Source organism: Streptococcus sp. IsoGale021, assembly GCF_031142795.1.
In the GTDB taxonomy this organism is placed as follows: domain Bacteria; phylum Bacillota; class Bacilli; order Lactobacillales; family Streptococcaceae; genus Streptococcus; species Streptococcus hominis.
Genome location: NZ_JAKZJH010000004.1, coordinates 73,337 through 98,527, shown reverse-complemented (window position 1 = coordinate 98,527; position 25,191 = coordinate 73,337). Strand labels below are relative to the sequence as shown.

The 25,191-nt window shown below is 39.8% G+C and carries 23 protein-coding genes and 1 other RNA gene; 4 read left to right on the top strand and 20 right to left on the bottom strand.

Annotation, left to right across the window (positions count from 1 at the left end; translation table 11 throughout):
* Positions 1-80 precede the first annotated feature (80 nt).
* Positions 81-398 (top strand): DUF960 domain-containing protein, encoded by a 318-nt coding sequence (locus RG565_RS04510; protein ID WP_003043378.1) that lies wholly within the window; start codon positions 81-83, stop codon positions 396-398.
* Between the two features lie 128 nt (positions 399-526).
* Here the strand turns inward: RG565_RS04510 and RG565_RS04505 are convergent, their stop codons facing one another.
* The 13 genes from RG565_RS04505 to RG565_RS04445 form a co-directional block, all read right to left on the bottom strand.
* Positions 527-898 (bottom strand): S1 RNA-binding domain-containing protein, encoded by a 372-nt coding sequence (locus tag RG565_RS04505; RefSeq protein ID WP_003043143.1) that lies wholly within the window; start codon positions 896-898, stop codon positions 527-529.
* A 1-nt stretch (position 899) separates the two neighbouring features.
* Entirely contained in the window at positions 900-2,300 is a 1,401-nt protein-coding gene (locus tag RG565_RS04500) for a bifunctional Cof-type HAD-IIB family hydrolase/peptidylprolyl isomerase (RefSeq protein WP_247936762.1), read from the bottom strand.
* 39 nt (positions 2,301-2,339) lie between these two features.
* A complete protein-coding gene (locus tag RG565_RS04495) occupies positions 2,340-2,972 on the bottom strand; it encodes a response regulator transcription factor (protein ID WP_003028406.1) in 633 nt (210 codons plus the stop codon).
* Between the two features lies 1 nt (position 2,973).
* Positions 2,974-3,969: a sensor histidine kinase gene (locus tag RG565_RS04490; RefSeq protein WP_247936761.1), complete on the bottom strand. Its 996-nt coding sequence runs from the start codon at positions 3,967-3,969 to the stop codon at positions 2,974-2,976.
* Positions 3,966-4,664, bottom strand: a complete 699-nt coding sequence (gene liaF / locus RG565_RS04485) for a cell wall-active antibiotics response protein LiaF (protein ID WP_049533516.1) — start codon at positions 4,662-4,664, stop codon at positions 3,966-3,968. The genes RG565_RS04490 and liaF overlap by 4 nt, the downstream gene beginning before the upstream one ends.
* 260 nt (positions 4,665-4,924) lie before the next feature.
* Positions 4,925-6,799 carry a Stk1 family PASTA domain-containing Ser/Thr kinase gene (pknB, locus tag RG565_RS04480; protein ID WP_247936760.1) on the bottom strand — a complete coding sequence of 625 codons (1,875 nt, stop codon included), beginning with the start codon at positions 6,797-6,799 and terminating at the stop codon, positions 4,925-4,927.
* Entirely contained in the window at positions 6,796-7,536 is a 741-nt protein-coding gene (locus tag RG565_RS04475) for a Stp1/IreP family PP2C-type Ser/Thr phosphatase (RefSeq protein WP_247936759.1), read from the bottom strand. Before RG565_RS04475 ends, pknB begins: the two co-directional genes overlap by 4 nt.
* 17 nt (positions 7,537-7,553) lie before the next feature.
* Positions 7,554-8,867 carry a 16S rRNA (cytosine(967)-C(5))-methyltransferase RsmB gene (rsmB, locus tag RG565_RS04470; RefSeq protein ID WP_059221096.1) on the bottom strand — a complete coding sequence of 438 codons (1,314 nt, stop codon included), beginning with the start codon at positions 8,865-8,867 and terminating at the stop codon, positions 7,554-7,556.
* Positions 8,857-9,792, bottom strand: a complete 936-nt coding sequence (gene fmt, locus RG565_RS04465; RefSeq protein WP_049533520.1) for a methionyl-tRNA formyltransferase — start codon at positions 9,790-9,792, stop codon at positions 8,857-8,859. Before fmt ends, rsmB begins: the two co-directional genes overlap by 11 nt.
* Positions 9,793-9,866: 74 nt before the next feature.
* Positions 9,867-12,248: a primosomal protein N' gene (locus RG565_RS04460; protein ID WP_247936758.1), complete on the bottom strand. Its 2,382-nt coding sequence runs from the start codon at positions 12,246-12,248 to the stop codon at positions 9,867-9,869.
* 58 nt (positions 12,249-12,306) lie between these two features.
* The gene (gene rpoZ, locus RG565_RS04455) at positions 12,307-12,621 is read right to left on the bottom strand and encodes a DNA-directed RNA polymerase subunit omega (protein WP_003031464.1); all 315 of its coding nucleotides are present in this window, start codon (positions 12,619-12,621) and stop codon (positions 12,307-12,309) included.
* A gap of 25 nt (positions 12,622-12,646) precedes the next feature.
* Entirely contained in the window at positions 12,647-13,273 is a 627-nt protein-coding gene (gmk, locus tag RG565_RS04450) for a guanylate kinase (RefSeq protein WP_003043430.1), read from the bottom strand.
* 164 nt (positions 13,274-13,437) lie between these two features.
* A complete protein-coding gene (locus RG565_RS04445) occupies positions 13,438-15,045 on the bottom strand; it encodes a ribonuclease Y (protein ID WP_247905493.1) in 1,608 nt (535 codons plus the stop codon).
* A gap of 216 nt (positions 15,046-15,261) precedes the next feature.
* Between RG565_RS04445 and RG565_RS04440 the strand changes: the two genes are divergently transcribed.
* Entirely contained in the window at positions 15,262-15,744 is a 483-nt protein-coding gene (locus RG565_RS04440) for an S-ribosylhomocysteine lyase (protein ID WP_003043493.1), read from the top strand.
* Between the two features lie 196 nt (positions 15,745-15,940).
* Here RG565_RS04440 and ahpF read toward each other — a convergent pair whose 3' ends face one another.
* The 7 genes from ahpF to RG565_RS04405 form a co-directional block, all read right to left on the bottom strand.
* Positions 15,941-17,473, bottom strand: a complete 1,533-nt coding sequence (gene ahpF, locus RG565_RS04435; protein ID WP_151380046.1) for an alkyl hydroperoxide reductase subunit F — start codon at positions 17,471-17,473, stop codon at positions 15,941-15,943.
* A 10-nt stretch (positions 17,474-17,483) separates the two neighbouring features.
* Positions 17,484-18,050, bottom strand: coding sequence for an alkyl hydroperoxide reductase subunit C (gene ahpC / locus RG565_RS04430; RefSeq protein WP_151380047.1), 567 nt, complete (start codon positions 18,048-18,050; stop codon positions 17,484-17,486).
* A 102-nt stretch (positions 18,051-18,152) separates the two neighbouring features.
* Complete coding sequence (locus RG565_RS04425; RefSeq protein ID WP_247936757.1) at positions 18,153-19,649, bottom strand: cell division site-positioning protein MapZ family protein; 1,497 nt, start codon at positions 19,647-19,649, stop codon at positions 18,153-18,155.
* A 12-nt stretch (positions 19,650-19,661) separates the two neighbouring features.
* Complete coding sequence (locus tag RG565_RS04420; RefSeq protein WP_247936756.1) at positions 19,662-20,816, bottom strand: class I SAM-dependent RNA methyltransferase; 1,155 nt, start codon at positions 20,814-20,816, stop codon at positions 19,662-19,664.
* Between the two features lie 55 nt (positions 20,817-20,871).
* Positions 20,872-21,236: RNase P RNA component class B (gene rnpB, locus RG565_RS04415), an RNA gene on the bottom strand.
* 13 nt (positions 21,237-21,249) lie between these two features.
* Positions 21,250-21,594, bottom strand: a complete 345-nt coding sequence (gpsB, locus tag RG565_RS04410) for a cell division regulator GpsB (protein WP_022525308.1) — start codon at positions 21,592-21,594, stop codon at positions 21,250-21,252.
* 69 nt (positions 21,595-21,663) lie between these two features.
* Positions 21,664-22,191, bottom strand: coding sequence for a DUF1273 domain-containing protein (locus RG565_RS04405; protein WP_049533528.1), 528 nt, complete (start codon positions 22,189-22,191; stop codon positions 21,664-21,666).
* A gap of 69 nt (positions 22,192-22,260) precedes the next feature.
* Between RG565_RS04405 and recU the strand changes: the two genes are divergently transcribed.
* Complete coding sequence (recU, locus tag RG565_RS04400; protein ID WP_049533529.1) at positions 22,261-22,863, top strand: Holliday junction resolvase RecU; 603 nt, start codon at positions 22,261-22,263, stop codon at positions 22,861-22,863.
* Complete coding sequence (gene pbp1a, locus RG565_RS04395; RefSeq protein WP_247905490.1) at positions 22,856-25,036, top strand: penicillin-binding protein PBP1A; 2,181 nt, start codon at positions 22,856-22,858, stop codon at positions 25,034-25,036. The genes recU and pbp1a overlap by 8 nt, the downstream gene beginning before the upstream one ends.
* The last annotated feature ends 155 nt before the right edge of the window (positions 25,037-25,191 follow it).

Below are 25,191 nucleotides of genomic sequence, written 5' to 3'. Positions count from 1 at the left end.
AACAATTTCTTGCAATTCAAGCTTATTTTATGTATCATATAGAAAATACTTTGATGAATGAGCACAGAAAGGAAGAAACAATGGCTTTTACAAATACACGTGGACGTTATGCCAGCTTTGGCGTTGTAACAAGTTTGCCAGATGACATTATTGATTCTTTCTGGTACATCATTGATAATTTTTTAAAAGGTGTGTTTGAATTAGATGAACTTCTTCGATTCGAACTCATCAACCATCAAGGAAAATTAACATTTCGATTTTCCGAGGCAAGTCTGTCAACTACTGTCTCTTTTGATTTTAATGACGCTTTCGATCCATTTTTTCCACGAGAAATCTTTGTGACTGACAATAATGGCAAAGAAACCATCATGCTGCCAGATGAATATGCTTTAATGTGATAGTGGTTTGAACAAAGAATACAGAATTGATATCCACCTGAAAATGTATGAGAATAAATAACCCCCTCAATAAGATACAATGCTCTCTTATTGAGGGGGTCTTTTATGTGAAAATATCACAATTCTTGTCATTTGGTTTCTTCTTTTGATTGATTCAGAAAACCCATTGCTTCCTTGGTCCAAGTCGGCAAATTTTTAGCGAGCGGTGCAAAACCAATCTTGTAATGGTCATTTGAAAAGCGATGGCGTTTAGGAAAATGATGCTTCTCTTCTTCCAGAGTTCTCATTGACAAACTAGCCTTGCCCGAAAATTCATCATAGTCCATCACTTGCACCAAGACCTGATCGTCAACATGCAGAATTTCATGGATATTTTCGATATAGCCTGTCCGAATTTCTGAGATATGAATCAATCCCATGGCACCCGTTTCTAGTTCCACAAAAGCACCATAAGGCTGAATACCAGTAATTCGGCCTTTTAGTTTTTCACCAATTTTCATCTCAATCCTCAATTTCAATGGTTTCAATCACGACATCCTCAAGCGGTTTATCCATTGCACCAGTTTCAACTGCCGCAATCTTATCTAACACTTGATAAGAAGCCTCGTCTAGCAATTGCCCAAATACAGTATGCCGGCGATCCAAATGCGGCGTTCCACCATTGCTTGCATAGATCTCAGCAATTGGTGTCGGCCAACCACCACGTTCCAATTCCTTTTGTGCATAAGGAATCTTGCTGTTTTGCACAATAAAAAATTGACTGCCATTTGTGTTCGGACCAGCATTGGCCATCGAAAGTGCACCACGGATATTGTACAGTTCCGGAGAAAATTCATCTTCAAACTTTTCTCCATAAATAGATTCGCCACCCATACCCGTACCAGTTGGATCACCACCTTGAATCATGAAATCCTTGATAATCCGGTGGAAAATCACGCCATCATAGTAGCCATCTTTTGATAAAGCGATAAAATTAGCCACTGTCTTCGGTGCCTGTTCTGGAAATAATTGAAATTTCAAATCACCGTGGCTGGTTTTAATAGTCGCTTTCGGTCCTTCTGCTGTTTCCATCGTTACTTGTGGAAAATGTAATTCTTTTTCTATCATTCCTAATTCCTCCAAAGCATAAAAAATACCATCTTCTTCTACTTTTTTTGTCACAAAGTCAGCCTTTGCTTTGATCTTTTCATGGGAAATGCCCATAGCAATACTGATACCTGCATAATCAAACAATTCTAAATCATTGAGTTCATCTCCAAAAACCATCACATTCTCAGGCTTCAACCCTAGATGCTCCACAACTGTCGCAACTCCAGATGCTTTTGAACCATTTGTTAGAACTACATCTGATGAATGCGGATGCCAGCGAACCAATCGTAGATGTTCTTCTAACTCTTTAGGCAATTGCAAGCTATCTCCAACATCTTCAAATGTCCACATTTGATAAATGTTGTGATCTTGATAAAAATCCGGCTGAATAGGTAAATTAGGATAAACAATATCAATGGCTTCATCAATAAGCGGTGTTCGCGTCGAAAGCGCTGCCTCATGACTACCAACGAGACCAAAGTCAATCCCAACTTCCTTCGTCCAAGCGATATAAGTTTTTACTAAATTTCGATCAATCGGGGTTTGCGCAATAACCTTTCCTGCTTTATCTTCAATATAGGACCCATTTAAGGTGACAAAGAAATCCGGCTGCAATGCTTTCAGCTCTGGCACTACACCAAAAATCCCTCTCCCTGAAGCAATTCCTGTCAAAATTCCTTTTTCTTTTAGCTGTTTAAACACCGTTTTGATAGAGTCCGGAATGTAGCCAGTATCTTTCACCCGCAACGTATCATCAATATCGAAAAAGACGATTTTGATTTTCTTGGCTTTATACTTTAATTTTGCGTCCATAATCTCCCTCTAGCAATTATTCTGTTTTCTATTATACCACTAAATATCATCTTGTGGGACAAGGTGATGTTGGAAAGCATAAACAACAGCTTGTGTACGGTCACTCACCTCTAGCTTTGATAAGATATTGGACACATGTGTTTTCACTGTCTTTAAAGAAATAAACAACTCATCTGCTATGCGTTGATTTTCATAACCTTTTGCCAGTAGTCCTAAAATATCTCGCTCACGCGCGGTCAAATCTTCGTGCAATTCAATATGATTTCGATGATATTCTACTTTTTGGCTGACCTCTGTTTCAATAGCAAGTTCACCCTTGGCTACTTTTCGGACCGCTCGTAAAATATCATCAGCACTAGAAGTTTTTAGCATATATCCTTTAGCACCCGCATCTAAAACTGGATAAATTTTTTCATTATCCAAATAAGAAGTCAAAATGAGAATTTTAGCTTCAGGCCATTCTTTTAAAATGGCAAGCGTCGCTTCAATCCCATTCATTTCAGGCATGACAATGTCCATCATAATCACATCTGGGTGCAACTCCAAAGCTTTTTCAACTCCTTCGCGACCATTTGAAGCTTCTGCCACTACATCCACATCGTCTTGTAAATCCAAATAACCTTTCAAGCCAAGTCTTACCATTTCATGGTCATCTACTAATAAAATCTGCATCCTAAGCTCCTTTCAATAATGGCACACGAATGTCAATTGCCACTCCCTGCTTCGGAGCGGTTAAAATCTGCATTGTTCCTGCCATGTCATTTACTCTTTCTTCCATATTTTTCAAACCATAGCTCAATTCATCAGATGAGGTATGCTCAAAGCCAATCCCATCATCTGTCATTTTCAACTGCAATTCATTCCGAGTTTGATACAAATAAACATCTAAATGATTCGCATTGGCGTGACGGAGCGTATTACTGATAATTTCCTGAGCAATTCTAAAAATATGCTCCTCAATCTGTTTCGGTAATTTTTGAACATCATGGTGAAAACTCACCTCAATATCGCTTTTATCTGATAGCTCTTTCAAGATGAGGTTCAGCCCTTCAACTAAGCTCTTCCCCTCCAACTCTGTCGGTCTCAAATGTAGAAGCAAGATACGCAAATCCCTTTGGGCAGTATTTAAAATTCCTGATACGCCTGTCAATTGTTTTGATAAGCTATCCGTATCTAAGTTCTCCACTTGACCTGTCACACCTGACAAAATTATATTAGCAGCAAAAAGCTCTTGACTGACCGTATCATGTAAGTCACGCGCAATTCGCTTGCGCTCTTTCTCAATAATCGTCTCCTCATTTTGCAGGGCACGGTTCTCTGACTTTTGCAGATTTTCTGTCAAATGAGTTAATTTCTCTGAAACCAGCCGAAAAGAGGAATCAATTTCAGGCTGATGAATCTCTTGCAATTCTCGACCTTCTAAAACATTTTTTAGGTTTGTTTGAATGGTAGACAAAGTGACCATTTGAATCACTTTAACACCTAAAATCATCAGCATCGTCAGAGATAAAGTCAGTACAATCACAAAGAAACTGAACTTTTCCAACCGCTCTACATTACTAAAAATCAGTTGCCAATCAAAATTAAATAGGCTAAAAATATAATGAATAATGATTCCTAAAATGAGTAGGGAATAAAAGCTAATCAAGAGATAGTAGACTTTTTTCATTTGCGAACCACCTCAACATTCCCTACAAACGTTGACAGGACAATTTTGACGCTTTTATGTGATCGCTTGAAGTCAGATGTCGTTAGGCTGATACTTTCATTTCGCAATTCATAAACAGGTTGATCTAAAAACTGCAATTCACCATACAGATTATTCACTTTCAGGCTGACTGCCACATCAACTGGCACGATGATTTTTGTATTTCCGAAAAATTTTCGCAAAATAATCACATTGTCATGGTTTGTGATAATGACTTGTTCCAAATGAATCGTATCTTTCCCCATGAGACGGAAAAGATTGATGTCATCAAATCGACAGGTATCCGATGAGCCAAAATGATGAAGATTTCCCAACCATTGATTTTTTTCACGTTTTTGTTCTACTGCATCATCAAAGATGAGAGTTGTCACTCCATTTTCTTTATAAATATAAGGATAAGCCACAATCATGCCATAAATGACCGCAAAGAGCAAGGCAGCAATGACATAAGGATTGAGCATAATAATGAAAAAAAGCAATATGGTAGAAGTTACTAGCAGAAAATTTCCTCTTTGTTTTCCAAAATAATAATAGAGCAATAACAAGAAGAGCACCAAAAAAAGAATAACACGTGAAAAATGACCAGACAAAATGGTCACTAATGCAAATGTTAATAGAATAGATTCAACAAAGATAAAAAATTGGATCTTTCTCATAGCCTCGATACCTTTCTTACTCTATTGTATCAAAAACTTACAAAAATTCCTCCGGCTAAGGTATGAAAAGAAGGTAGTGAACTGGAAGAAACTATTTTCAAGTTCTAGTTTGTAGTCCTAGAAGCTAACATTTTTATTTACAATATACTGGATAAACTTGATTGAGCAAAAACAATGCTTATCAATGATGTAAAACGAGTGCAAAAAAAGAGGGAGAGAAAATCGGTTTAACAAAACTATGATTTTATCCTCTCTCTTTTTTAATTACTTGCACTAGCACTTGTGTCTGGTGTTTTTGAGCTGCTTCCATCATTACCACTAGCTGACGAACTGCTAGAGGATGAGCTAGTTTTATCTGAGCTGCTATCAGATTGTGAACTACTTTCAGATGTTGAAGAATCTTCGTTTTTTGGCTCATATACATATAAGACAATGCGATCACTCTTCAAATTCAAAGACTGACCAGCTTCTGGGGTTTGTCTGATAATTGTATTTGCCTGTGTACCCGCCGGAGCTGTTGTAACCGTACGTTTTTCAATATTCGCTCCTTGAATACCAATCACTTCCGTCAAATTATTATAAGCAAATTCATAGGTTGAGCCGATATAGCTTGGCATCGTGACACTTGAAACGGACTTCGCTACTTTTAACGTAATACGGGTCTTTGAAGTCAAATCATAAGTGCTGCCTGCTACTGGTGTTTGATCAACAACTGTTCCTGCCGCATACTCACTACTTTCAACTTCTTCTGTTTTAATTAAGCCTTTTGAAACCTTGTATTTTTGTACCAGATTGTTGATAGCATCTGCTCTTTTCTGACCTTTATAATCTTCCATAATAAAAGTTTTAGTCCCTTTTGAGACAATCAGATCCACCGTACTGCCCTCACGACGTTGCGTTCCCGCTTCTGGATTGGTGCGAATAACTGAATCTTTTTTAACAGAATCACTGTATTCGTCTTTTTCCTTGCCAACTTTCAAACCTGCAGTTTCAATAGCGGAACGAGCTTGGGCAATAGTTTTTCCAGTAACATCTGGGATTTTTACATTTGACGGACTCAAATAGACTAAAGCCACCAGAGCTACGATGACTAAAACCACCGCTGATAACAAAACTTTATAGCGCGTTCTTAAACGGCGCTTCTTTTTTGCTTTTGGCTTAGGCGTAGGCTTACTACTGACTGCTTCTTTTGTAGGAGTAGGTGTTGACTTCGTCGCAGAAGTCAAGGTATTTTGTGATACTTTCGGCAGTGTCTTTGTGTCTGCTTTAGCAGTGTCATCAAAAACTAGTTTTTTCTCATTTCGACGGTCAGCAGATAAGCAGCTTGATAAATCCACATACATTTCTGCAACTGACTGATAACGATCCGTCAATTTTTTTGCCGTTGCCTTGATGACTACATTTTCCAATGCTTGTGGAACGTTTGGATTTTCAGCAATAATGGACGGTAGGGGCTTTTGGAAATGTTGTAGGGCAATCGTAACAGCACTATCTCCATCATAAGGGATGTGTCCTGTCAGCATTTCATAGAAAATAATCCCCATGGCATAAATATCGCTCTGAACGGTCGCTTTTGAACCACGCGCTTGTTCTGGTGATAGATAATGTACAGACCCCAACATAGAGTTGGTTTGCGTTAAGCTCGTTTCTGCAAAAGCTACTGCAATTCCAAAGTCAGTTACTTTTGCATCGCCATCTGGAGTTAAAAGGACATTTTGAGGTTTTAAATCACGGTGAACAATCCCATGCGTATGCGCCAAACGCATCGCCAAAAGGATTTGTCCCATGATTCGCACCGCTTCTTCATTGGACAAAGGAGCATGCTCTTTGATATAGCGTTTCAAGTCAAGTCCAGCCACATACTCCATTGCTAGATATTGCTGGCCTTCTTCTTCTCCAATGTCGGTAATCCGGACAATATGAGGATGATCCAAATCTGCCATGGCTCGCGCCTCTCTTTGAAAACGTGCTACAGCAATCGGATCTGTCTGGTAATTGGTTCTTAGAACCTTAACCGCGACTTCTTCCCCGTCTAAAATCAAGTCTTTCGCCAAGTAGACATCTGCCATGCCTCCTCGACCAATTTGTTTGATGATTCTATATCGTCCGGCAAATATCTTGCCGACTTGAATCATTCTGCATCCTCCTTATGATAATGAATCAGGGCAACTGTAATATTGTCCAAACCGCCTGCATTATTTGCAAAGCGAATCAAGGTTTCCGCTTTTTCTGAAAGAGCAATATCACTTGTCATAATATCATAAATTTCACTTTCTGAAATCATATTGGACAAACCATCGCTATTCAAAATAATGTAATCATCATCTTCTAAGCTAATCATGCCAACATCAGGCTGCACTTCGCCTCTTTGACCGATTGATTGCGTGATGATGTTGCGTTGTGGGTGACGTTCTGCTTCCTCAGGCGTAATTTGTCCTGCTTTGAGCAATTCATTCACCAAAGAATGATCGCTTGTCAACTGCTTATAACTGTCACCACGAATTAGACCGATACGAGAATCCCCTACATGAGCATAAATTGCTTGATTGCCAATAATTGCTAAGGCTTCAAGCGTCGTTCCCATGCCTTTATATTCTTCATCTTGACCAAATTGGTGAACTTTTTGATTTTCTGTTTCGAGATGTTCTGCGAACCACTCACGGACACCATTAATAGAATCAATTTGAGTATCCACCCAAGCAGCACCGAGGTCTGTTACTGCCATTTCACTAGCAATATTACCGGCACGGTGACCTCCCATACCATCTGCTAAAAGAACCATTGTCATACCAGCACGATTAACAAATTGATTGGCATAATCTTGATTATTTGTACGCTTCTGACCAACATCTGTTAATAATGAAATTTCCATACTGTCAGTTTCCTCCTTTAGGATATTCGTTTGAATTGACTGATGAAAAATCCGTCACTTCCATACAATTCTGGCGTAATTAAAATACAGCCATCTTTTAGAATATCCTGTCTATTATGTTCTAGTTTTACCTGTTTAAAATCTGGATGAGCTGCTAAAAACTGCTCAACAACTTGAAAATTTTCTTGCGAAACAATCGTACAGGTACTGTAAGTTATTATACCACCTTTTCGCAAGCTTTGACAAACACTATCCAGTATCTCAAGCTGAATTTTTTGCAACGAGGCAAAATCTGCATTTTCTTTATTGTATTTAATATCTGGTTTCCGTCGGATCAGGCCAATTCCTGAACATGGTGCATCGACTAAAATTTTATCAAAGGCATCTGCCCCAAAAGTTTCAAAAACCTTTCTCGCATCTAGCTTTTTCGTAATCACTTTATCTGCCACACCTAAGCGCTGTGCATTTTCTTTTATCAGAGCCAACTTATGCTCATAGAGATCTAATGCCGTGACCTGCCCTGTCGTTAAGTAAGAAGCAATGTGCATGGTTTTGCCACCCGGCGCACTGCATGCATCTAGCACTTTTTCATCGCCGCGCAATTCAAGACTTGGCGCAACCAATTGGCTAGACTCGTCTTGAATAGTAATAGCTCCTTCTTCAAACAAGGCATGCCCTGCAAAATGACCGTGGTTTTTCACCAGCGCACTCGGAGCTAATAGCGAATCTTCTGCCTGCAACACTTGTTTCAACTCTTCTTTACGGCTTAAATCCCCCACTCGAACACTGGCTTTATTCCGAAGAAATAAACTCTCAAAAATGGCTAGAGCTCGTTTTTCACCGTACTCTTCAATCAGCATTTTAACCAGCCAAACTGGCAAAGAATACTGAATAGAATAGCGTTTGTTTTTACGTTTAATACTGCCTATATCTGCCACACCGTCCCGCAATAATCCTCGCAGTACTGCATTGGCGAACTTTTCGCTTCCCTTTTTTCGCACCTTTGCCAACTCTACCGCTTCATTGACGACCGCATGCGCCGGAATTTTATCAAGATACAGTATCTGATACAAGCTCATCAGTAAGAGAAAATAAAGCCAAGAATCTAACTTATCTCGATCTTCAATAACATGAGACAAATACCATTCTAAAGTGATTTTACGTGCAACGGTACCATATACGATTTCTGTTACAAGTCCTTTGTCTGCAGAACTTAAAGGTACTTCTAGCAAAGCCTGGTTGAGAGCAATATTGGAATAAGCTCCTTCTGAAAAAACTGCTTCTAAAACTGCAAGAGCCGTTTGCCGCGCTGTTTTTGTTTTATTGACCAAAGAAATCACCTACTGATAATTGCCGTCCCAGACCATTCAGAAAATCAACGATAGTCATTTTGGGCTTTCCAGCTGGCTGTACTGTTTTCAGAGAAAGTGCACCCTCACCAGCTGCTACAATCAATTCTTTTTTCCCAATAGCAAGAATTTCTCCTGAATGACCAGCTCCTTCTACTGGAGTAGCTTCGTAAATTTTAAAACGGTCTCCATTTAAAAGCGTATGCGCGACTGGCCATGGATACATGCCTCGAATCTGATTAAAAATTTGTCGATTGGTCTTGGTCCAGTCAATTCTCTCCTCTTCTGGTGAAATATTTGGTGAAAAAGTAACTTGATTTTTGTCTTGCGGAACAGGCTTTATATCCCCAGACAAATAGCTCGGCAAAGTGTCCAGCAACAAATCGCGTCCTACAAGTGCTAACTTTTCAAACATCGTCCCAACATTGTCTGTTTCCTCAATAGGAATCGCTCGATGCGCAATCATATCCCCCGCATCCATCTCTTTAACCATTTCCATAATAGTCACACCGGCTTCTTTGTCACCGTTGATAATGGCGTAGTGAATGGGAGCTCCTCCGCGGTATTTGGGTAATAGAGAAGCATGCACATTAACGGCAAAACAAACTGAATCTAGCAATTTGCTTGGTAGAAATTGACCGAAAGCTGCTGTGACGATACCATCAGCGTTTAAATTCATCAAACTATCCAATTCAGCACTTTTAGACAATTTCTCTGGCTGATAGACGGGTAAGCCATAGTCTAAAGCCAGTTCTTTAACAGGCGTCATACGGATTTCTTTTTTGCGCCCTACTGCACGATCTGGCTGGGTTACAACTGCCAAAATCTCGTACTGCTTGCTTTCCAATAATCCTTTGAGCACTGTTGCAGAAAAATCTGGCGTTCCCATAAAAATAATGTTTGTCATGGTTTCCTCACATTCTTTTTTACTATTATATCAGAAGAAGTCGTGTATTTCTTTAAAAAAGGCTAAAAATAAGGCTACATAAAACTTTGTGGCTCATGATCAATACTCAAGCGTAAGTCTTTATTGATCTTTTCTTGCGTCCAATCCAAAATCTGATTCAACACATCTTGCAAGTGTTCTTCAAAACGGTATTTAATAATCAATTGATAGTGATAGAGGTTGTGAGTGCGGGCAATCGGCTTAGGAGTTGGTCCCAATATCTGAACCTTATCTGACAAGCCAGAACGTATCATATTCAAGACTTCGTATGACTTTTTGACGACCTCTGCTTCTATTTTATGAGACAAGGTAAGTCCCACCGTAAAATAATAAGGTGGATAGGCCAACTGCTTTCTGATACTCATTTCATAAGCATAAAAGCCCTCATAATCCTGATTTTTCGCAAAAGTAATCGCATAATGCTTCGGATTGTAACTTTGAATAATCACATGACCTTCCTTTTCAGCTCGTCCTGCACGCCCAGCAACCTGAGTTAAGAGTTGAAAGGTGCGCTCAGATGAACGAAAATCTGGCAAATTCAAAGCCGTGTCTGCATTGAGCACTCCAACGAGAGTGACATTCGGGAAATCCAGCCCCTTTGCAATCATCTGCGTTCCCAGTAAAATATCTGCACGCCCTTCACCAAATTCTTTTAAGATTTGTTCGTGACTGCCCTTTTTACGAGTGGTATCAACATCCATTCTCAAAATTCGAGCTTGCGGAAAGGCTTCTGCTAATTCACCGTAGGCTTTTTGTGTCCCAGTTCCATAGTATCGAATGCTCCGACTGGAGCAATTCGGACAAGTATAAGGAATCCCTTTTGAGAAACCACAATAGTGACAATTCATACTTTTCGTATCCATATGCAAGGTCAAGGAAATATCGCAGTTTGGACAGGTATCAACCGTTCCGCATTCACGACACATGACAAAACTAGAATAGCCACGTCGGTTCAACATCAAAACAACCTGTTCTTTCTTATCTAGTCGATCTTGGATTGCCTCTAACAGAACCGGAGTGAAATTACTAGCCTCATTTTGCCCAATATAATCACGAAAATCCACAATTTCCACTTCAGGAATCTGAGCTTGCGGCTTGGCTCGCTTGGTCAATTGCAAAAAGTGATACACACCTTTGCCAGCTCGCGCTCTGCTTTCTAAACTCGGCGTCGCCGATCCTAGCACTAGGACAGCTTGATTGTACTTCGCACGCAACAAAGCCACATCTCGTGCATGATAGCGTGGATTAGAGTCTTGCTTGTAACTCGCTTCATGCTCTTCATCAATGATAATTGCACCAATATTTTTTAACGGAGCAAAAATGGCAGAACGGGCGCCAACAACAACTTGCGCTTCTCCTCGCTCAACTTTGCGCCATTCATCATACCTTTCCCCATTTGAAAGGCCTGAGTGAAGAATGGCTACTTTCTTTCCAAAACGCGAAATGAAGCGGTTTGTAACTTGTGGTGTCAAGGAAATTTCAGGCACTAACATAATGGCTGCCTTGCCACGGCTGAGCGCCTCTTGAATGACCTGCAAATAAACCTCTGTCTTACCGCTACCTGTCACTCCTTCTAGCAGAAACGGCTTCCCACCATGCCCGATTTGCTGCGTGATAGCTTGAACCGCAGCTCCTTGCTCTTCATTTAGCACCAGTGCAGAATCCGTTGCAACATTTTCAAAATAAGCCTTAGAACGACTCACCTCTTTTTCAACGATTTGTAAGACTGCTTGCTCTATAAAATAATGAATAACTTCCCGTGAAAAGTTCTCTTTCAAATCTGCTAAACGGTACATGTCAGTCTGAGCTTGCAAAATGTCTCGCAAGGCTTGCTTTTTTTTAGCTCGATTAGGAATGACCAAGTGACCTAAAATCTCGTGATTAACCTGATACCATTTTTCTGTTTTGACATGTTTTTGATCTATCGCTTGGTATTCTACCTGAATCGCCCCTTGCCGTGTCAAACGCATTACCTTAGCTTGCAGCTCTTTATCAAGCGATGAGAAATGTTGCTGTTCTGCATTGCCAAAAATAAGCAGTCGATCTTCTCCATTCAAAGAAGGTTGCGCATGGAGAATCTTATCATAGCTAGAATTCAAAAATCCCGGCAACATAGCTTTTAAAATTGAAATTTTGTAAGAAAAGACAGATTTTCTCAATTCTTCTGCCAACCACAGTTGCTCCTCATTTAAAACTGGCGTAAAGTCCAAAACCTCTACAATCTCTTTCAATTCTGGTGTCGTTTCTTCTGTCAGCTCTACGACAATCCCTTGAATCAAGCGATTGGCTTTCCCAAAAGGCACATGCACACGCATACCAACTTCTAGCATAGTTGAAAATTCTTTCGGAATCGCATAACTGTAAGGTTTATCGGTCTGCATTAAAGGGACATCCACAATGACTTTTGCAAGTTGCATATTCTCACCACCTCTCATTTCTCATTAAAAGAAAAAATAAGATTGAGCTGACCCAACCTTAAATCTTTTCACCCTCTTCTTTTTCCTTCGCAATTTGTTCTTTGATTTTACGTTCTTCTTCTTCTCTGCGCAAGCGTTCTTCCTCAGCACGTCGACGAACTGCTTCTCGCTTGCCTTCAGGATCTGGGTGAATCCCGACATTGCCAGATTCGATTTCTTCTAAAGCACGAAGTGTCGATTTGACGGACTTAAACTCTTGAGTCGGAGCTGCTCCCTCTTCCAATTCATGAGCACGTTTTGCTTCAAGAATTACCAAGGAGTATTTTGAAGGCACCTTATCAAGCAAGGTGTCAATTGAAGGTTTTAACATCATAATCTTGTACCTAATTTCTAAATTCTTATCTTACTGAAAGTTGTTCTGACAGCATATCTTGATAGTGACCTATGACACGTTCCACGCGGAAATGCTCTGCTTCAATGACGCGCTTGACACGCTCAGCCGCTAACGGAACTTCATCATTGACAATCGCATAGTCGTATTCACGCATGAGAGCAATTTCTTCTCTTGCTTTGGCAATGCGTTTGGCAATTACTTCGGCACTATCTGTTCCACGTCCCACTAAGCGATCTTGCAATTCTGCCAAATCAGGTGGCGTCAAAAAGATAAAGACAGCATCTGGCACCTTTTTCTTCACTTGAAGTGCACCTTGAACTTCAATCTCAAGAAAAACATCAATCCCTTTATCTAAAGTTTCATTCACATAGGTCAAAGGAGTCCCATAGTAGTTGCCAACATACTCTGCATACTCTAACATCTGACCTTGCCGAATCAACTCCTCAAACTCTTCTCGCGTACGGAAAAAATAGTCAACCCCGTCCACTTCACCAGGACGTTGAGCACGAGTTGTCATGGACACAGAGTATTGAAACTGATTGTCTGAGCTTTCAAAAATCTCACGTCGAACCGTTCCCTTCCCCACACCTGAGGGACCAGAAAAAACGATTAACAAGCCACGATCCGCCATCATATCTCCTTCATTGTCTTTCTATCTAGTGTAACAAAAAAGCAGTATTTTTTCAACTGCTTTTTAGCATAGGTAGATGCTTGTTTTTTGAGAAAACAATGCAAGTCACTCTTACTTGCCTAAAATTATACATTAGCTAGATAAACATTCATTCTTAGTAATGTCTATTTGGCATAATCCACAGCACGCATTTCCCGAATGACCGTCACTTTGATGTTACCTGGATATTCGAGGTTATTCTCAATCTTTTCACGCACATCATGAGCCAAAATAGTAATCTTATCGTCTTTGATTTGACCAGGATTGACCATAATCCGAATCTCACGACCCGCTTGTAAAGCAAAACTATTTTTCACACCTTCAAAACTATTGGCAATTTCTTCCAAATCTTGCAGGCGCTTGATATAGCTTTCAAGGGATTCGCTACGAGCACCTGGACGAGCTGCACTAAGTGCATCGGCAGCCGCCACGATAACTGCAATCACACTTTCCGGTTCTACATCACCATGATGACTGGCAATTGTATTGACCACAATTGGATGTTCCTTATACTTACGAGCCAATTCTGTTCCAATTTCCACATGGCTGCCTTCCACTTCACGGTCAATGGCTTTGCCAATATCGTGAAGAAAACCAGCGCGGCGAGCTAAATTAGCATTTTCACCAAGTTCACTTGCAATGACACCAGATAACTTAGCAACTTCAACAGAATGACGCAATACATTTTGTCCATAAGATGTACGGAACTGCAAGCGACCCATAATCTTCATCAAATCCGGATGTAAGTTTGGTGCACCGATTTCATAAGCCGCTGCTTCACCATATTCACGAATCTTATGGTCAATTTCCAGACGATTTTTCTCTACTAATTCTTCAATGCGAGCTGGGTGGATACGACCGTCTTTTAACAGAGCTTCCATTGTCATGCGTGCAATTTCACGTCGAATAGGATCAAAACCAGATAAAGTCACCACTTCTGGTGTATCGTCAATAATGACATCAATACCCGTTAAACTTTCAAAGGTTCGAATATTCCGACCTTCACGTCCAATAATGCGACCCTTCATCGTATCATCCGGCAGATGAACTGTTGAATTGGTTTGCTCCGCAACATAGTCACCTGCAATCCGTTGCATGGCTTGAACTAAAATATCCTTTGCCACCTTATCAGAACGTTCTTTGACTTCTTGCTCTGCTTCACGAATACGCGTCGCAATTTCCTTTGATAGTTTATCTTCAGTCTGAGTGAGAATGATATCTCTGGCTTCAGTTTGTGAGAGTGCAGCAACACGTTCTAATTCTGCTTCTTTGTGTTGCTCCAACTCTGTCAGTTTGTTTTCACGCGCCTCAAGGTTTTTGTTTCTATCAGAAATACTTTGTTCTTTCTGTTCGAGTGTTTTTTCTTTGTTGGTCAAATTGTCATCTTTACGATCAAGACTTGTCGCACGTTCTGTCAAACGACTTTCCAATTGCTTCAACTCTTGACGATCAGATTTAAATTCTGCCTCAACTTCTTCTCGATATTTTCTGGCTTCTTCTTTTGCCTCTAACAGTGCTTCTTTTTTAAGGGATTTACTTTCGCGCTTCACTTCTTTTAATAACAAATCCGCTTCGCGCTCAGCTTGTCCACGTAAATTAGTTGCTTCTTGTTCAGCATTTAAAAGAGTAAGTTCCGCAGCTTCTTTCGCTGATTTCATGCGAGCTGTGATACTTACATATCCAATGACTAAACCAATGATGACGGCAAAAACACCTGCAAAAATCATTTCCATGTTTTTACCTCAAATTATTGATATTGAATTGTAAAATTCTTAATTATTTTATCATAAAAATCAATTTTTCACAAACTAAATTCTTATAAATACGTGACTGTTTTCACATTCTTTTTCGCAAATCCTTTTTCCTGTCTGGCTTTGTTAAGCAGAAAATTTTTTCTTTGCTAGAGCAAAATATGGTATAATTTATTAAAAGTAAAAGGAGTTTTATTTATGGTCAAAGAAGTCATTGTTGAAAGTTTTGAGTTGGATCACACGATTGTCAAAGCCCCCTACGTACGCTTGATTGGCGAAGAGGTGGGACCTAAAGGGGACATCATTTCCAACTTTGATGTTCGTCTGGTACAGCCTAATGAAGATGCCATTCCGACCGCTGGACTTCATACGATTGAACATCTGCTAGCTAAGCTCATTCGTACTCGCATTGATGGTATGATTGATTGCTCACCTTTTGGTTGTCGGACAGGATTTCACATGATTATGTGGGGACGACATAGTACAACCGAAATTGCCAAAGTCATAAAAGCCTCTTTAGAGGAAATTGCTGAAATCACCACTTGGGATGATGTTCCTGGTACGACTATCGAATCTTGTGGCAATTACAAAGATCACAGCCTCTTTTCCGCTAAAGAATGGTGCAAACTAATCTTAGAAAAGGGCATTTCCGACGATGCTTTTGAGCGGCATCTTGTGTAAATTAAAAAATGAGGTCGGGACAAAAGTTCCCAGCCTCATGCATTTTATAGTTTAGCTTGCAAGACGCAGTGGTTGGTTGGATATCCTTATTCCTAATCATACCGGTGATAGCGGCTATCCTAACCAACTGTGCGGAAAGTGGGACGACGAAATCACATTCTTCGAATGATTGATTTCTGTCCCACTCTCGTTTTTTTTATTGACGAATTAAGTAATCAAACGCTCCCAAAGCTGCCGTCGCTCCTGAACCCATTGAAATAATGATTTGTTTATAAGCGCTATCTGTACAATCACCTGCCGCAAAAATTCCTGGAACATTTGTTGCACCATGTTTGTCAACAATAATTTCACCACGTTCATTAAGAGCAACTGAACTATCTTTGAGCCAGTCTGTATTTGGTAAAAGACCAATTTGAACAAAGACACCGCTGAGTTCGATTTTATGTTCTTCATTGTTCGCACGATTGAGATAAGTAATAGCTTCCACTTGATCAGAACCTTGAATTTCTTTTGTTGCTACATTGGTTAGAACCGTCACGTTTTCAAGTTGGTGTACCCGATCTTGCAATACTTGATCGGCTTTCAAAGTTGGTAGAAATTCTAACACATAAACATGCTCTGCCAGACCAGCCAAGTCAATCGCTGCTTCAATACCGGAATTTCCTCCACCGATAACAGCTACTTTTTTACCTGTAAAAATAGGACCGTCACAATGTGGACAATTGGTTACACCTTTTGTTCGGAATTCTTCTTCACCAGGAACATTAACATTTCTCCAGCGAGCACCAACAGAAAGAACTGCCGTTTTCGCTTTCAGAACAGCTCCATTTTCAAGTTCCACTTCAATCAATTCCTTTTTCTCAATGTTCTTCACACGTTGATTCTTCATGATATCAATTGGATATTTTTTGGCATGTTCTTCTACTTGCGCCATCAGCTTAGGTCCTTCTGTATAAGGAGTACCAATCATATTTTCAATACCAACGGTCTCCATCACCTGTCCACCAAAAGTTTCAACGACCATACCAGTACGAATGCCTTTACGAGCGGCATAAATCGCTGCACTGCTCCCTGCAGGTCCGCCTCCAACAACCAACACATCAAATGGTTCTTTTTTGTCAAATTCCTCACTTGAAGTAGGTCCAGAAATCTTGTCAAGCAGTTGCTCAATTGTCATACGACCATTCGCAAATTCTTCACCATTTAGAAAAACCGTTGGGACAGCCATGATCTTTTTGTCTTCAACTTCTTGTCTAAACATGCCTCCTTCGACCATTGTGTGACTGATAGTTGGATTCAGCACAGCCATTGTATTCAGTGCTTGCACAACGTCTGGGCAATTATGACAAGTCAAGCTGACATAGGTTTCAAAATGAAGCGGCTGCTTAATAGCTTGAATTCGTTTTATAACAGCATCTTCTACTTTTGGTGCGCGACCAGAGACTTGTAGCAAAGCAAGCACAAAAGATGTAAATTCATGCCCCAAGGGAAGACCTGCAAATTGAACACGACCTGCTTGACCAACTTGTGTCACAGTAAAACTTGGTTTACGGTTAGTTTCTGTATTTTCTAGTGATAAGCGAGGAGACATTGCTACAATTTCATCTAGAAAAGCCCGCACCTGCTCAGAACGCTCATCTTGACCTAAAGACGCTTGAAATACAACATCAGATTCTAAAAGTTCCAAGTATTGCTTCAGTTGTGCTTTAATTGTTTCATCTAAAGCCATATAAGCCTCCTTAAATTTTACCAACTAAATCAAGACTTGGAGTCAGCGTTTCAATTCCTTCTTTCCACTTAGCTGGACACACTTCACCTGGATGGCTACGTACATATTGTGCAGCATGGATTTTGTCAATCAAGACAGAAGCATCACGCCCAACACCGTCTGCATTGATTTCAAGTGCTTGTACAACTCCATCCGGGTCAATGATAAAAGTACCACGTTGAGACAATCCACTTTCATCTAACACATCAAAACCAAGTGAAATGGTATGAGATGGATCTCCAATCATAATGTACTCAAGTTTTCCAATGGCATCTGAATAATCATGCCAAGCTTTATGTGTAAAATGCGTATCTGTTGAAACAGAATAAACTTCCACACCTAGTTCTTTAAGAGCTGCATACTGCTCTTGCAAATCCTCCAACTCAGTCGGACAAACAAATGAAAAATCAGCAGGATAGAAGCAAACGACGCTCCAATGACCTTTTAAATCTTCACTAGAAACTGTGATAAATTTCCCGTTTCCAGCGTGATAAGCATCTGCTGTAAACTCGACAATTTCCTTACCAATAAGTGACATAAGATTACCTCCAAAATTAGTTTTATAATAAAATAAAAATCTTATAAGCCCATTATAGCCTATAAGATTTTTAGTGTCTAATATCTTGCTTGAAAACGTTTCCTAATAATCCAAAGCATCTGCGTAACCCGCGCCATTTCCTACAAAATAACCCGTTTTACAGTTAATACTAAAGAGGTAGGTTCCGTCCGTTCTAAACAAATTGTAATAACCATTTCCGTTAATAATATTCACACGTTCAAGAATATAATTATCTCCTGTGAAATAGCCACGTTCTCGTGAGGTTGCTAAGATTTTTTCTAACACACCAGGATTGAAATTCCAAGCTGGATTATTACTGTCGTTAATTTTAGTTTGGTCGTACGGCACTCGGCTCAACTGACGCTGTAAATTCGTGCCTGACGCTGGTGCTGCTGGAGCAGTTGCTTGCGCTGGTACAGAAGCTGGTTGTTCTGCTACAGGTGCTTGAGCGGAGCTTTGTGACGGTGCAGCTGCAACCTCAGATTGAGGAGCAGAGGTTTGTTGACTCTTTCCTAAGCTAATAGCAGATTTCAACACCTTATCCAAGTCGGTATTTCCAGTTGTAACATCTGTAAATTTAGCATCAGCCTTAATCTTTGCTTTAGTATCTAAAACACCATCTGTAATAGCTGATGAAGTGAATTGTGCATTCACATTTTGAACAGCCTCAACTTGTTTGACCAAGCTATCGTATTTTGCTTTGGCAACATTGTACTCGTTGGTGTTTTTTAATTTTTCCAATACTGCTTTTAGTTTGTTTAAGTTTCCGAAACTGCTGTTTTTCAAAGCCAATTTATTGGCATCTGTAAAGAATGAATCATAAAGGCTATTGAAAGCTTTCAAATCCTTATTTTCAGAGCTAGAAGTGATAGAAGATTTACTTGTTTGGCTCGTTGAAGTTGTGGTTGTTTTCGCTTGCTTTTTGTTCAAAGACAGATAAGCTGTTCCGCCGATTAAAGCCAGTACAATAACACTTACTGCTGAATACACGACTTTTTTATTTTTATAAAATGGAACTTTCTCCGTTTCCATTTCTTCATCCAACGCTGTAAAAGTCGGATAGCTTTCCATTGACTCAGTTGAACTCACAGGAATATCATCCATTTCAGGCTGAATTGGTTCCATTATTTTTGTCTCAGCCTCTAGCTCCTCTGAAGTTTGTGTACTGTTTTCTTCCGAAGTTTCTTGTGGTTCCGCTTCGCTGGCTGCAAGTGCAGCTACTGTTTCATCAAAGGCAGACTCCTCAGACGCTACCTCTGCAGATTCTAGTGGTTTTTCCTCTTGAACCTCCTCGTGCATCTCTTGGATAAATTCTGCCAAGTCTAACTGGCTCAGTTGTTCTTGATCTTCTGCTTCAGGCATTTCTTCTGCAGATTGAGCCGAAAATTTTCCAGCTTCAATTTCTTGACGGTGCTGTTTGATGTATTTATCCAGTACATTGTCCTCTTCCGTCACTCCTGCTTCAAGTTCTTCACTTTTTCGAGCAGCCTGACCAATCGTCATTTCTTTAGCTGTTTCAAAATCAAGAATTGATTCTTTTTCTTCTTGTTCTGGCAAATGTTTTTCGTCTTTACTCACGGCAAATCCTTTCTAATCTATTTGGCGTTTGACTCTCTGACCAAAATATTGGTACAAATCAACTTTTAAAGTCCCGTTATAGAGTTTGCGTTTTTTATCGGCTTGACTGCCAAATTTTGTTTCAAATGCTTCATCACTCGTCAAGATAAATTTGCTCCACGTCTTTAGTGGCTCAAAAGTCTGTCCCATTTCTTGATAAAGCTTGGTCACAGCATCATCATCCAACAATCGCTCGCCATAAGGCGGATTGGAAACGATGACACCATTTATCTTGTCGGTGTGCAAATCTTGCAAACGCATTTGCTTGAAAACAATCTGCTCAGAAACACCTGCTTCTTCGGCATTTCGCTTGGCAATCTCCACCATACGTGCATCAATATCAGTCCCTAAAATATCAAGCTGAATGTCTTGCTTAATCTGTCCTAAAGCTCTAGCGCGAACACGCCCAACCAAATCTGAGTCAACCCAATTCCATTCTTCAAACGCAAAATGGCGATGAAGTCCCGGTGCCATATTCATGCCAATCATAGCTGCTTCAATACAGAAAGTTCCTGAACCACAGGTTGGATCAATCAAAGGCTTATCTGGATACCAATTGGACAAGAGCAAAATCGCAGCCGCCATATTTTCTTTAATCGGTGCACCACCTTTTTCAGTCCGATAACCACGTTTAAAGAGACTAGAACCTGTCGTATCGATTAAGACAGTTGCCACGTCTTTCAAAATAGAAACTTCAATCTTGAACTCTGCTCCATTTTCTATCAAGGGAACGCCTTCAGGTCGAGCATAGCGCTTTTGCAGCTTCTTGACTACTGCTTTTTTAGAAATAGCCTGCACACTTGGTTCATTGTGAAGTTTTGATTTGACACATTTTGCTTTGGCAATTGGAAATTTAGCTCCCAGCGGTAGATAATTCTCCCAATCCAGTGCAAAAACTCCCTGAAATAATTCCTCAAAGGTCTTAGCCGGAAAGCTACCAACAACAATCTTAATGCGGTCTGCCGCGCGCAACCAGAGATTCGTTTCAATAATGGTTTCAACAGTTCCGTCAAACCGCACGCGCCCATTCTCTACTAGACATTCTATGCCAAGATTTCTGATTTCACGACCAACCACAGCCTCTAAACCAGCCGCAGCAGTCGCAATCAACTTAAATTTTGTTTTCATTCGTCCTCTCAAAATAAAAGCTAGCATAATACGCTAGCTAAACCTATATGCAACTTTCTATAAGCCATGTTTTGTTCCAGAAATAACTAGGTATCATTTCCTTCGATAATCATCTGTCTACTGTTTACAGTCAGAATGCTGCGTTCGTTTCCACGCATCCCGTGCCCCGACCAAAGTTTGGGTTGCTAGCTTGAGGGGTTTACCGCGTTCCACTTCCTGTGTTTCCACAAAAACTACGTCACTGTGGCACTTTCAGGACTATTCCAGCATATCCAGAGACGTAGCTGTTTCGTCCGCCGTAACGATTTCTCGTCCCTAGGCTTATTGTTTCACCTAGCACAAACACTACGGGCATCACAGCCCGTGCTAGCATGGACTTTCCTCATGAAAAGACGACTCTTCACGCGATTATCCAAAAATTGCACATTACTGATTAAATTTCGTTATTTAAGATTTGCTTGCCGAATACTTCTTTTTCCAAACGATTTAAGCGTTTTAAAATATCAAAATTTGTCAGCGTAGCAGATGCCGCTTGATGAGGGGTTTCCATGATAGATTGCGTCAAAGGTGAAGTCGCCGCCTCATTTGACTTTTTAGCGAGTTCTGCTTTCAAACGAGCATTTTCTTCACGCAGTTCCTTTACCAAAGCAGCATATGTCTCGTAATCTTTAATGACATCATCTAAAAATTCGTCCACTTCAACCTTGCTATAACCACGGACACCAACTTTAAAATCTTGATCAAAAATATCTTTCGGTGTGTAAATAATACTAGCCATTTCTCTCTCCATTCTCGTTCATTACTTTAATTATATAAAAAATGAACCGCAAAAATCAAGGTTAAACATCTAATTTTCGGAAAAATTTTCTGCGACCTCATTCAAGTCATCAAATGTTAATTGTTTGATAAAGTATTGTTCTTGTTTTTTCATCATTTGGTAAAGATATTTTAAATTTGTTTCATTTTCTTCATCGTAAAAAATATAAGCCCCGTCTGTATTACTGAGTAGAAAGTGATTGTAATCACGAAATTGGCTGGGATTTTCATAATGAGGATAGGCGTATTTAACAAAATCCACCTGTTTAAAACGACTTAATTTTTCTTGATTGGCTTCATCCCAGTTTTCACCTTGATTCTCAAAAGTAAAAATCGTCGCAATTTGAAAATCGTAATCTTGCTGCAATTTTTTTGCAACCTCTAGTGCCCAAACTTCAAAACCTAAGTTCCCAGTGAAAATCAGCCACTCCGCACCTTCTTCCAATAAACGCGTCAAATCTCGTTGAATGGCTTTTTTAATAATCTTGATTCGAGGGTCTTTGTCATTAAAAATTCCCAAATCAAAATTCCGATAACCTACTATTAATACGCTAACCACTTAAATTATCCCTTTATTTCCTTTTTTATGTTATAATAGAGTGATGTTATTGTACCAATAAGGAGATATATGGTCAACTATCCACATAAAGTTTCCTCTCGAAATCCATTAAGACTTCCCAAAAAGAAGTCCGTTGACTTTGCGAATCGGGGAATGTCGTTTGAAAAAATGATCAATGAAACGAATGATTATTATCTTAGTCACGATTTAGCGGTCATTCACAAGAAACCAACCCCTATTCAGATTGTAAAAGTGGATTATCCCAGACGTAGTCGGGCAAAAATTGTTGAAGCCTACTTTCGACAAGCCTCTACAACAGACTATTCTGGTGTCTATCAAGGACATTATATAGATTTTGAAGCAAAAGAAACACATCAAAAGGCTTCTATGCCGATGAAAAATTTTCATGCTCATCAAATCAAGCACATGGAACAAGTCGTCAAACAAGGAGGAATTTGTTTCGTTTTATTGCACTTTTCAGCCTTAAAATCGACATATCTGCTTCCTGCTCCTTATTTAATTAACTTTTTCAAGATTGACAAAGGGAAAAAGTCCATGCCGCTTGACTACATTCAAAAGCATGGATATTCTATCTCACAGAATGGTCTTCCTAGCATTCCCTATCTTGAAATCATTCAACAAAATTTACTAGGTGGTAAAATAAATGAATAAGCAATCTTTACTGACAGCTGCAAAATATGTAGCTATCGGTCTCATTACATTATTTATGCTTGGAGTTGTAGCTGGTGGAGGAATTTTTCTCTATCAAGTTCACAAGGCACCTGCCTTGTCAGAAAAGAAACTAGTCGCCACAACTTCCAGTAAAATCTATGATAGTGAAAACAATCTTATTGCTGACTTAGGTTCTGAAAAAAGGGTCAATGCGGCAACAAGTGATATTCCAACTGACTTAGTACGAGCTATCGTTGCAATTGAAGACCACCGTTTCTTCAATCATCGCGGCGTGGATTCTGTTCGTATTTTTGGTGCTTTCTTGAATAATCTGCGCAGAGGAAATCGACAAGGAGGGTCAACGTTGACGCAACAGTTGATTAAACTAACCTACTTCTCCACTTCAAGTGCCGACCAAACACTATCACGGAAAATTCAAGAAGCCTGGTTAGCAGTTCAATTAGAGCGGAAAGCCACTAAGCAAGAAATTATTACGTATTATGTAAACAAGGTCTACATGTCAAATGGTAACTACGGTATGCAAACAGCTGCTAAAAGTTATTACGGCAAAGATTTGAAAGATTTGAGCTTAGCTCAAACTGCTTTATTGGCGGGGATGCCTCAGGCACCAAACCAATACGACCCTTATACAAAACCAGAAGCTGCTAAAAATCGTCGCAATCTTGTATTGTCAGAAATGTATAAACTCAAATACATCTCTGCTGAGCAATATGAAAAAGCAGTCAATACACCCGTCACAGATGGTCTGCAAAGCTTAAAAAATTCAGCTTCTTATCCTGCTTACATGGATAACTACTTAAAGCAAGTTATTGAGCAAGTCCAAGAAGAAACGGGTTATAACTTGCTGACGACGGGAATGGAAGTCTATACAAACGTAAACAGAGCAGCTCAAGAGCGCCTTTGGAATATTTATAATAGCAATGAATATGTTGCTTATCCAGATGATGAACTACAAGTAGCTTCTACCATTATAGATGCTACAACTGGTAAGGTAATTGCTCAACTAGGAGCCCGAAATCAAGCTTCAAATGTTTCTTTTGGTACTAACCAAGCAGTTGAAACCAATCGCGACTGGGGATCAACCATGAAACCGATCACGGATTACGCTCCAGCCATTGAAAATGGCATTTACACTTCTACGGCTGCTTATATTAGTGATGCTCCTTATAATTATCCTGGAACAACTACTCCAGTCTACAACTGGGATATGCGCTATTTTGGAAACATCACCATTCAGTATGCACTTCAAGAGTCTCGGAACGTTCCAGCTGTCAAGACGTTAGAAGCTGTCGGACTCAGCAAGTCTAAGAAATTCCTAAGCGGACTGGGCATTAATTATCCAGATATGGTATATGCAAATGCCATTTCAAGTAACACGACAAAATCCGATCGAAAATATGGTGCCAGCAGTGAAAAAATGGCTGCTGCCTATGCTGCTTTTGCAAATGGTGGAACTTATTACAAACCACAATATGTCAGCCGTGTTGTCTTTAGCGATGGAACCTCAAAAGATTTCTCTAATCAAGGTACAACCGCAATGAAAGAAACAACAGCTTACATGATGACAAATATGCTGAAAACAGTTCTTACATCTGGTACTGGGACCAATGCAGCTATATCTGGTGTCTATCAAGCTGGTAAAACGGGAACTTCCAACTATTCCGATGATGAATTAGCGAAACTAACGAAGCCTTATGGTGGCTCTAGTGTTGTGACTCCTGATGAACTCTTTGTTGGTTATACGCAGAAATATTCAATGGCGGTATGGACAGGTTACACTAATCGTCTTACTCCTGTTCTGGATGACGGTGTGAAAATTGCAACAGATGTTTACCGTGCGATGATGTCTTACTTGTCTGAAAGTGGGACAGAAGACTGGGAAATGCCTAGCGGCCTTTATCGTAGCGGAAATTATGTCTTTTTAGCCAATGCAACTAATAGATATCAACAAAATTATTATAATTCTACTTCAAGTTCTAGCTTAGAAGAATCGTCTACATCTTCAAATAGTCAAGAAAGCTCTACTCAAGAGTCATCAAGTAGTTCTTCATCAAGCAGTTCTTCATCAAGTACGGAACCCAGTGCTTCCACATCTACAAATTCTCCTAATAACAGTAGAAATTCGGAAACTCCTCCCGCACGAAATCGATAATGAAGAAGTTTCTGAAAGCCAAGCCGTTTAAAAGTTAACACCTTCAAATCAGAGTTTTGTAAAAATTAAAAAACACGAACAATCTTATAGCCAGTTATTTACTGGTCTTGATTGCTCGTGTTTTTAATATTTCATTCTCTTGCAGAGTCTTTTGA